The sequence below is a fragment of the Vibrio ichthyoenteri ATCC 700023 genome, assembly GCF_000222605.1.
GTDB classification, from domain to species: domain Bacteria; phylum Pseudomonadota; class Gammaproteobacteria; order Enterobacterales; family Vibrionaceae; genus Vibrio; species Vibrio ichthyoenteri.
The window spans coordinates 1-9,214 of record NZ_AFWF01000306.1; the positions used below are offsets into that span (position 1 = coordinate 1).

10 protein-coding genes are annotated in these 9,214 nt (G+C 43.3%); 5 read left to right on the top strand and 5 right to left on the bottom strand.

Annotated elements, in window-relative coordinates; translation table 11 throughout:
- Nucleotides 1-1,308 (bottom strand): glycoside hydrolase family 2 protein (locus RH85_RS20090; protein ID WP_006714578.1); only part of this gene is annotated, 1,308 nt, incomplete at its 3' end.
- Between the two features lie 299 nt (nucleotides 1,309-1,607).
- Between RH85_RS20090 and RH85_RS20095 the strand changes: the two genes are divergently transcribed.
- Nucleotides 1,608-2,096, top strand: a complete 489-nt coding sequence (locus RH85_RS20095; protein ID WP_006714579.1) for a DUF6985 domain-containing protein — start codon at nucleotides 1,608-1,610, stop codon at nucleotides 2,094-2,096.
- A gap of 325 nt (nucleotides 2,097-2,421) precedes the next feature.
- Here the strand turns inward: RH85_RS20095 and RH85_RS20100 are convergent, their stop codons facing one another.
- Both RH85_RS20100 and RH85_RS20105 read right to left on the bottom strand, forming a co-directional pair.
- Nucleotides 2,422-2,676: a hypothetical protein gene (locus RH85_RS20100; protein ID WP_006714581.1), complete on the bottom strand. Its 255-nt coding sequence runs from the start codon at nucleotides 2,674-2,676 to the stop codon at nucleotides 2,422-2,424.
- Between the two features lie 15 nt (nucleotides 2,677-2,691).
- Nucleotides 2,692-3,069 (bottom strand): hypothetical protein, encoded by a 378-nt coding sequence (locus RH85_RS20105; RefSeq protein WP_006714582.1) that lies wholly within the window; start codon nucleotides 3,067-3,069, stop codon nucleotides 2,692-2,694.
- A 77-nt stretch (nucleotides 3,070-3,146) separates the two neighbouring features.
- On the opposite strand from RH85_RS20105, the gene RH85_RS20110 reads away from it, so the two are divergent.
- The 4 genes from RH85_RS20110 to RH85_RS20125 all read left to right on the top strand — a co-directional run bounded on the left by RH85_RS20110 (nucleotide 3,147) and on the right by RH85_RS20125 (nucleotide 7,378).
- Nucleotides 3,147-3,557 (top strand): hypothetical protein, encoded by a 411-nt coding sequence (locus tag RH85_RS20110; protein ID WP_006714583.1) that lies wholly within the window; start codon nucleotides 3,147-3,149, stop codon nucleotides 3,555-3,557.
- Between the two features lie 399 nt (nucleotides 3,558-3,956).
- Complete coding sequence (locus RH85_RS20115) at nucleotides 3,957-5,639, top strand: GmrSD restriction endonuclease domain-containing protein (RefSeq protein WP_241210432.1); 1,683 nt, start codon at nucleotides 3,957-3,959, stop codon at nucleotides 5,637-5,639.
- 330 nt (nucleotides 5,640-5,969) lie between these two features.
- A complete protein-coding gene (locus RH85_RS20120; RefSeq protein WP_006714585.1) occupies nucleotides 5,970-6,431 on the top strand; it encodes a GNAT family N-acetyltransferase in 462 nt (153 codons plus the stop codon).
- A 287-nt stretch (nucleotides 6,432-6,718) separates the two neighbouring features.
- Nucleotides 6,719-7,378 (top strand): hypothetical protein, encoded by a 660-nt coding sequence (locus RH85_RS20125; protein WP_006714586.1) that lies wholly within the window; start codon nucleotides 6,719-6,721, stop codon nucleotides 7,376-7,378.
- A gap of 98 nt (nucleotides 7,379-7,476) precedes the next feature.
- Here RH85_RS20125 and RH85_RS20130 read toward each other — a convergent pair whose 3' ends face one another.
- On the bottom strand, nucleotides 7,477-8,580 hold the full coding sequence (locus tag RH85_RS20130) for an AAA family ATPase (RefSeq protein WP_006714587.1): 1,104 nt from the start codon (nucleotides 8,578-8,580) through the stop codon (nucleotides 7,477-7,479).
- A gap of 7 nt (nucleotides 8,581-8,587) precedes the next feature.
- Nucleotides 8,588-9,214: VWA-like domain-containing protein (locus RH85_RS20135; RefSeq protein WP_006714588.1), on the bottom strand; the 627-nt coding region annotated here is incomplete at its 5' end.

Here is a 9,214-nt window from a genome sequence, read left to right on the forward strand (position 1 = left end):
GGTGTATTTCACTTTGTTGTGCTTGGATTCGTCATACCAACCAATCGCACCAATCACTTCGTTATCGCCGCACCACAACGCGATCGATGGGTGCTCTTTTAAGCGTGGAATTTGGAAGCGAAGTTCTTGCTCCACTTCTTTCAAAAAGCCATCATCAGAAGGATACAACGAGCACGCGAACATCATATCTTGCCAAACTAATAATCCTAGCTCGTCACACAGGTTGTAAAAGGTGTCACTTTCATACTGGCCGCCGCCCCAGACGCGAATCATGTTCATATTGGCATCAACAGCACTTTGTAACAGATCTCGATAGCGCTTTTCACACTCTCGCCCGGGCATGGCATCCACCGGAATCCAATTGGCACCTTTGGCATTAATTGGTACGCCATTAACGACAAATTCCATCGCAGAGCCACGTTGGTCGGTTTGATTATTTAAATGGAGCTGACGTAAACCAATCTTGCGTGACAACGACTGCTCAGCGCAGCAAACGCTAATCGGATATAGGTGAGACTCACCATAACCAGCAGGCCACCAACGCTGAGGCTGACGAATATGGAACTGACATGGATAGTGACCACTGCCTTGAGTTTGAATCGTTTGACGCTCACCATTCAAATCCACGCTCACTTCATGCGGATGATGGGCACTTTCTACTTCGACCAATACTGTAACGATCACACTGCCATCTACTTGCCATTGCTGATCGGTCGAAAAACCTTTTAACCACAAATCGCTGATCGCATCAATTTGGATAGGGTCATAAATGCCAGAGACCATCAAGCAGATCCCCCAATCCCAACCGGAATGGCATTGCGTTTTACGGATCAAATTCATGTGTGGAATTTGATTATTCCCCATGGCGGAGGGGATCGGAAACGGCAATGTTTTTGCGCGCTCTAATTCTTCTAAATCCACGCGAGCAAACTCCACTCGAATTGTATTGCTACCTTGTTTTAAAAAGGGCTTTATATCAACGCGTTGCTGCGCAAACATATTACTGCACTGGAGTGCTTGTTCACCATTGATGTAGAAGGTCGCCAAGGTATCGACGCGGGTTAGCGTCATCCAAACCTGTTTTGCGGAGTAGATAGCTGAATCTACCTCAAACTGACGTGAGAGGTGCCATTCACACTCTTCAATCCAACGAACTTTGGCTTCGTTGTCGGCAAGATAGGGATTGGGAATGAGCTCTGCTTGCAGTAACGCCGTTACGTTGTCGCCCGGTAACGTCATTGCGATATCGATGTCTGGACGCTGCGGTGACGTTAACCGCCACGTTCCATTGAGTTCCAAATGAGCCATAGGGTATGCCTTTATTTTATTATTAGAACAGGTTGGCTCAATGTAATCCTGAGGAGGTGATAGCAGAATAAATGACATGTTATTTGCATACAAAATGCGGCGCACTTCACGCGCACTTTCAATCAATATAGCCACTATAAAGTGTGAAGTTATAGACAGGTCAATAGTAGCTTGGAAATAGAACCCTCACCCGTTCACTCTCTCATTCGATCTATTTAGCCAAGAATATTATTCTTTGCTTTAAACTGCACATTTGTGACAAACTATTTTTAATATAATCATCACTTTACGAGTTTATTATGCAAACGACAAAAATCACTTGGCAAGCAGGTGAAGAGCTTCACGAAGGTACGACTGAGCTGCGTGCTTGGCATGATTTTAAGGCTTATGGCAATGTTGGTTTTCGCACTAAAGAAGACCTGTCTATTGCGGACAGCATGCAGCAATGGTTCTTTGCTAATGAAAAGCGTATTTATGCGCTAGTCTGTGACTATGTGAATGAAAACTATCAGGAGCTACTTGAAGAGTCAGAGTTTCTCGATGTGTTTGATGAAGATTCAGAAACGTACCCGACAAATGTTGGTGAGGTAAGCGAAGCTGATATGCAGGCTGGGGATATATTTAAGTTAATGCAACTCTCTGCGTTTGTTTTGCACCACCCAGACAAAAATGCTGTAGGGATGGTTTTTGAATGCGCTTGGGATGAAGAGCACGGCTTTGGCATTGTGATCCAAGGGGATGAGATTATTTCACAAGGCTTTGAGCAGGTCGTCTATCGCTCGCTATAACGCGTTTAAAAAATAGGCTTCACTTCAAAGGCTGAATTGGTGTTGGTAGATCCAATTGAAATAGTACCTTTATTTTTATCGATTCTCTGCCGCAGGCTCCGTGCATGGATGCACAAATGTCGTGAAGGCAGGATGCCTAGGAACGACCTTATGCGCAGACACCTCAACGAGTCACCACAAGCACTGCCCCAGAGAGTTCTGCCAAAACGTCTATATTTCGGAAGCTCGCTTGCGCATCGACAGTCGATTATCGGTCTCTTCGATTTAAGTTTAATTAAATTTGCTAAGAAGAAAATGCCTCATTGAATACGCAGTTTTACAAAGTTTACTCACCACACTTTGTACATAGGTAATCCATATAAGCATCATCATCACAAGATGGGGTTAGCTTACGATAGTTTATGTCCAATTGGTTTGTGTAGTCATCACAGTTCACGCAGTAATCACCATCATGATAAGCATTTAAGATTGTGTGTTGACAATCACAGCACGTAGCTTCAACACGCTCTTTATCTTGTATGTATTCTGCTGAATGAATTTTTTTCTCATCACATTGAGGACATTCGAGTATTACTTTCATGATTATTAGTCCTACCTATTTATTGTATCGCTCGTTTAGAGCTAGATCTGTATAAAACTTGTGGTGCATAGCTACGCCACCATCACCAAAAAATGGCTCGTTATCGGTGTGGCGGAAACCAAATTCAATACCTTCATGGTTAATAACAAGTCCTTTTTCATGCTGGAATGTGATCTCCGATGAGTCGACATCAACAATGATTGGAACAGAATATATTCTGCCTGAATGCTTACAGTAGATATAAGCGTGCGTTACAAGGTTTCTCATTGCTATACCTATACGCCATGAGCGACCAAATGAGTGCTTTTCTTTGGTTTTCATATAATACTCAAGGTTTTGGAAACCATTTTTTACCAAGTTAGACTCTGCGATTCTTAAATGTACTGCTACCATTCCAATTGCCTCCTTTTACTTTACGGATTATTGTACGGTAAGCTAGTTACGTTGTAAACGAATCGACTGGAAGAGGTATGCTCAAGGTTATTAATTTAAAAATAGGTGAAATGAGTAGCGATGATTTATGTGCTGTATTCGAAGATAACATGCTCGCGAAGGATAGTATTATCTCCCTAGATCGTGATGACATCTATCAACTAAAAGAACCACAACATCAGTATTTGTCGCTTTTTTCGTTCACTTACGATAGCTACGAAGAACTAGAAGTTTGTTTTCACGACTTATTTATTGGACTTCAAGATGAAGTAGCAGCGTGTGCTACGTACCTAACCACACTTGAAAATGCTTCTCTGGACGAGTTTGAGTCCTACTGTAAGTTACTTACGTTTTCTATCGGGGAAAGTAGAATATTAACTGGCCTTTCCATGGGAAAGAGTAATAGTGTGAACTTGTTTCTACTGCATTCAAAACCTATTGATAACTAGTAACCTAGAACCGTTACCTCAAGGCAGGCTGCTGCACTTGGAGCCCCTGTCTTTGAATAAACCATCTACTGACGGTTTTTTGCGTCTGTTGGAAAGTTGATTTTATCTACTGAAATCAACATCTACTGAAACCAATCCCTGATTCGGAAATGCCCCATTGTGTGTTACAGAAAGCAAACCTCTTCAACCTCATTTCAAAAGTTTTCGATAAATTTCCTAATGCCAAATGGGATGTATATAGGAATATTCGTTTTTGTCATTTTTCCTGCTTTTGGGTAGATCAAATTTGAGGATACGCTAATTAAATCATTGCTTTATGCAATCAGTTTGGCATTATCGGTGGTGAATAGGACAAAAGGTAGGGTGTAAGCATCCTACTTGACGATCAGACAAGGAAAGATGATGGAAGCAAGAAATAGAGCACTCCCGGATTGGATGACACGAGTTCGAACAAGGCAAATTGTCCTTCCTCGTTTTCAAAGATTTGAAGCTTGGAGCTATGGGCAAATTACTTCTTTGCTAAACACCGTTCTAAAAGAGCTTCCAGCCGGCGCAATTTTAACACTCGAGATTGGCGAGAAGGAGCCATTCATCTCTCGACCGATTGTAGGTGCGCCAGCGGAAGGTGAGAAAATTATTGAGCATCTTTTGGACGGCCAGCAACGACTAACCTCCTTTTGGAGGGCTTTGAACGATCTATACGAAGATAGAACTTATTTAATTAAAATTGAGGAAGATGAGGAACTAGAACTTCCATTTTTTGCGACCTCAATATCTCGATACGAGAAGAATGGAGATAGATACCCTCTATGGGCAAACTCCCCTAGCGAAATGTGGAGTAGAAGGTATATACCAGTATATCTTTTGCGCCCTGATACTGACGCGGAAAAATCGTTCAAAAGCTGGGCCAAAGAAGCTTCGAATGGAGACATGGACTCACTTCTTGAAATCAGCGAGCTTGGAAACAAGCTTCGTAGTAAATTCTCAATATTCAACATTCCATTCCTGTCTTTACCAGTATCAACAAAGCCAGAAGTCGCGTTAGATGTGTTTATTCAAATGAACACATCATCTTCACCGCTTACACCGTTTGATATAGTTGTCGCACAAATTGAAGCTGCGTCCGGAAAATCTCTTCATGGTTATATAGAGGAACTTAAAAAAGATGTTCCTTACTTGTCCCGATATAATGCCCCAGAAGATATTGTTCTCGCAGTTGCTGCCTTGGTGAGCAATAAGCTACCTTCCAAAGGTACTTACCTGATGAGTGAATTTGCTACTTCGTTCGATGAAAACTGGTCGACGATTAAAACAGGAATCAAAAAGGCGGTCTCATTTCTTACTGATGAAAAGATTTTGGATTCTAGGCGTCTCCCTAGTGATGTCGTAGTTTACGTACTTTCGGCTCTATGGGGAAAAGCAGATGAAGGGTTAGATAAAGAAGGGGAAATTCGTTCGATTCTTAGAAAATATATTTGGCGCTCCTTTTTCACGGAAAGATATGATCGAACAACCAATAGTAGAGCATTTGCCGATTATAAAGAGTTATTGAATGTCATCACTACTGGTAACGGCGCACCAGAGATATTTGACGAAGCACTGTATCCAATAGCTGGCGAAGAAGAAATTAAGTCAGCGGGCTGGCCGTACAGGAAAGATCGTTTGGCTAGAGCTATTCTAGCGGTTGGATTAAAATCTGGAGGTTTTGATTTTGCTGATGGCGCCCCTGCCTCGTATGAAAACGTTTTAGTGAGAGAGTATCACCATGTCTTTCCCCAGGCTTGGCTTAAGGATAAGGGATACAAAGATTATCAAATCAACAGAGCCCTAAACTGTGCATTGATTTCGTGGAGAACAAATAGAAATATATCTGCAAAAACGCCGTCAGATTATATTTCAGAAAGAATGGAGGCATCTTCGCTTGGCCAACCAGAAGTCGAGAGGCGTCTCGAGTCCCATTTAATTCCGGTCATGAAGTTAATGAATGATAACTATGAAGAGTTCTTAACGGAAAGAGCATTGCTCATGAAAAAGGTTGCTGACAAGCTGTGTAACGGTCAAATAGTAGAAGGGAAGCTTTAAAATATAAGCGTCCTTATGCGGTAAATAATAAACAGTATTCTTTTGGCTGCTGGCGCAGCCAAAAGATCGAGAACAATAAAGTCCGCGATTAGCTTTGTAGTGGTCAACTAATCTGAACTGCATGGTTTAGAACACAAACACTAAGTTACTTTTGTCCAAAAACAACGTAGACCAAACCGGCCTATCCTGACTGCACTTTAACCACTTATACCGAATGTCAGTCATCCGATTACGATAGAGTGACACCTAGCAAGGTTATGACGCGATTTCACACATACAATATGCAAAACTCAGTAATAAGATTGGTATACCAGTTTGAACATCCGTTTAATGGAACAAAGCGATTTAACTGCGGCGGCTGAAATTTATCAGGCCACGTTCGTCAGACAGAGTCATTCCCTCGAATGGCTACAATGCAATTTGAACGCATTCCCTCGCTACATGATGTTTGTCGCGCAGAGCGACAGTGAAATCCTCGGCTTTATTACCTGGGCACAAAAAAGCGGTTTTCGACGCGAAGTGGTACTCGAACTCGAATTACTCGCCGTGAAACCAAGTTGTCAGGGTAAAGGCGTCGGCAAAAAATTGATTGTGGACTCCTTACCGTTAGTCAAAACACTATTAGCGAGCAAAGACGCGGTATTAAAACATGTATTGGTGACCACCCGCGCTGATAACTACGCTCAAGAGCTGTACAAAAATGCGTTAGGTGCTGAAATCGAAGCGACGATCTCAAACCTCTATTCCGCTGATGAAGTGCTGATGATCGCGCGCAATGTTGGCGCGAGGTAGTAACGTTAACGCCGAAGATTCAGAGTCGATTTTTGAAGAACCGCTAGGATCAGGTCTTGCCTTTTGCCAGCCAAGATTTCCTATACTTGCCTCCTGCCTTGACGACTGTTCAACCGCCAATACCTAATGTAATGCATTGCGACAGAGGGATAGCTCGCAAGGTTCTATTTTGATGGTCAACATAGGGCGTATTTTGATAGGAAAATATGCCCGCTATCATCAGGAATGATTATAATCTCGCGATAAACTTAGAGCCTTTAATCGCACATCACACCACGAGAGAATCAATGAGCATCTACGCCCCCGGAACGCCAACCTACAAAAAAGTACTGGGGTATATCGTGATGGTGCAGATGGTGTTATTTCTTGTGGGGGTTTTGACTTCCACGCTGATCAATGACCAACTCTATACGATATTAACCACCATTATTGGCCTAATTTCGGCCGCTATCGTCATATTCATGTTGTGGTTAATGAGAGATGAGCAGTCAGTACTGAGCCTGCATATTAAAGAGATGCGCCATAAACGATGGAAGGCTATTCTTTGCATCATCATCGTTATCCCTCTCTTTTTGCAAATATCGCTAGCAAAAGGATTGCCGGTGGTAATCCACCATGTCATCTCTGATGAGGCGATTATCTTGAACAGCGTCAAAGAGACTCGTCACGGCTATAAAAACAAAGGCCCTGACGGTTGTGTTTACATTAACGGCTATCGTTTCTGGTACAACAATTTTATCTGCGGCTTAACGGAAGAAGACTGGTATGAAGTGAAGCCTGATGATGTGTTGGTGCTGAAGGGTTCTAAATCGGCAATCGGTTTTAGCTATCAAGGCTATAAGAAGCTGACAGGTTCATTATTGCAGCAAACTATCGCTGAGCGCTTAAGACAGCAAGGCTATAAAGCGTTAACCCTTAAAGAAGCACAAGCGCTTGTTTCTCAGTAAGCATATTACACAGTCATCGCCATGTATAACGCAAGCGTGATTTACTCAACCCATCGCTGAGTAAATCACGACTCTGCACGTTAATAAGCTATGACTAATTAGCTATTAGTTAAGAATAGCTGCGCCAACTCTGCGTCTGCTAATACCGCTTTTAACGCAGGATTATCCCCTTTCATCAAATCTTGCATCATCGCTAAACGCAGATCGTTTGGCAGTAACGGCATTTTCAAAAATGCCTGAATATTGGCTAGTTGAACCTTATTAGGTTTGACGTTATTCACCTTTAGATAGTGGTATAAACGTGTACATAAGGTCGCCAGAATATCAACGCGAGGAACGGCGCCCCCTGTGACTTTTTCTATTTTAGGCGCGATTGTTTTCGCAAAATCCTTCGCATTCACAATGGTCTCTGGCGAGACTAACTTACTTAAGTTTTGTTCAACAAAAGCGATGAAAGCATTACACGTCACGTCATCAAGGCATGATCGCGCCAGAATATTCACTAAAGGCAGTTCCGCTTTTAGATCACTGATATTGGCAATGCTGGTAAAAAACTGCACTAATGAACGTGGCGTGGTGCGTTCCCCATCAACCAGTTCAGGGTAAGTCAGAATAAAATCGATTCCACGTGGGTCTACCCCAGCACCTTCCGCCCACAATGCCCATGCTTTGGCATCAAATTGCATCGTGATGTGCATCATACGCGTCAGCATGGCGTCATCCATTGGTGTTACAGAATAATCACCACCATCGGGGTTCGCCGTTAAGACGATGTGCCAATCTGGTGGCAACGTCCAACTCACCAATTCGTTGTTTTGTAGCAGCTGCATGATGCCACGCAAAATGCGCTCATCGGCACGGTTCACGTCATCAATCAATAAAATGCCGGGGCCAGCTTCGGTTGGCACCCAATGAGGAGGGGCAAAACGTGTCACATCTTGGCCATCTTCGCCTTTTTCAACTTTTGGCATACCAAGTAGATCGCCCATCTCTTCAAACTGCGCTGGAGCAATGGCTCGCCACTGCATGCCTCTTTGTTTTGCAATTTGCTCAACGAGCTGGGTTTTACCAATACCATGCCGACCCCAAATACACACAGGCGTGATATGTTGAGTATCATTAGACAAGAGGTGTTCGACAAACGAGCGAACTTCTTGAGCCTGACAACTCAGGCCATAATACTGATATTGAGCTTTATTCATAATATACCTAACGCTTGGTTGCCATGTGCATCGGAATAACACGGCCTGAAAGTTGAAGATGGTCGAAAGCTTGAGTGTCTCTTGTACTGTGAAGCAGCCATAACAATGGTTTGCGCGGTTGAACGGTCAGGGCCAATGCTTCGCCATCGGTAAAATAAATGGTGCCATCAAATCGTTGCTGGTTGGCCAATTGAATCGGCTCGTCAAAGCACGTACCGCCACGACCACTAATCTCTGATGGCATATCACCTTGGTACTGATATTGACGTTTGATCTCGGTGTCACATTCAACAATCGTGATTTCAGCCCCTGCTCGCCAAATATGGTGAACTTCATCAAAAAACAGCTTAAGTTGCTCATCATCGACACTCGCCGAGGTATCTAACGCCACCAGCAAACGCTGATGAGGCTGTATTTTGATGCCCGGTGTCGTGCCGTAGCGTTTTGAAGGTCGGCGAAGCGTATTTTTGACCGAAGTGCGACGACTAGAATTAGCAAACAGTCTTAAAGCACGACGCCAGTTTAAAACCGGATTACGAGCCAAACGAACCTGCTCTAAGATTGCGACAATCGCAGACGGTAAACTGCCGATGGCATGGCAAAGTTCGGTGCGTTGAGCAGCGTTTTCTAAGAA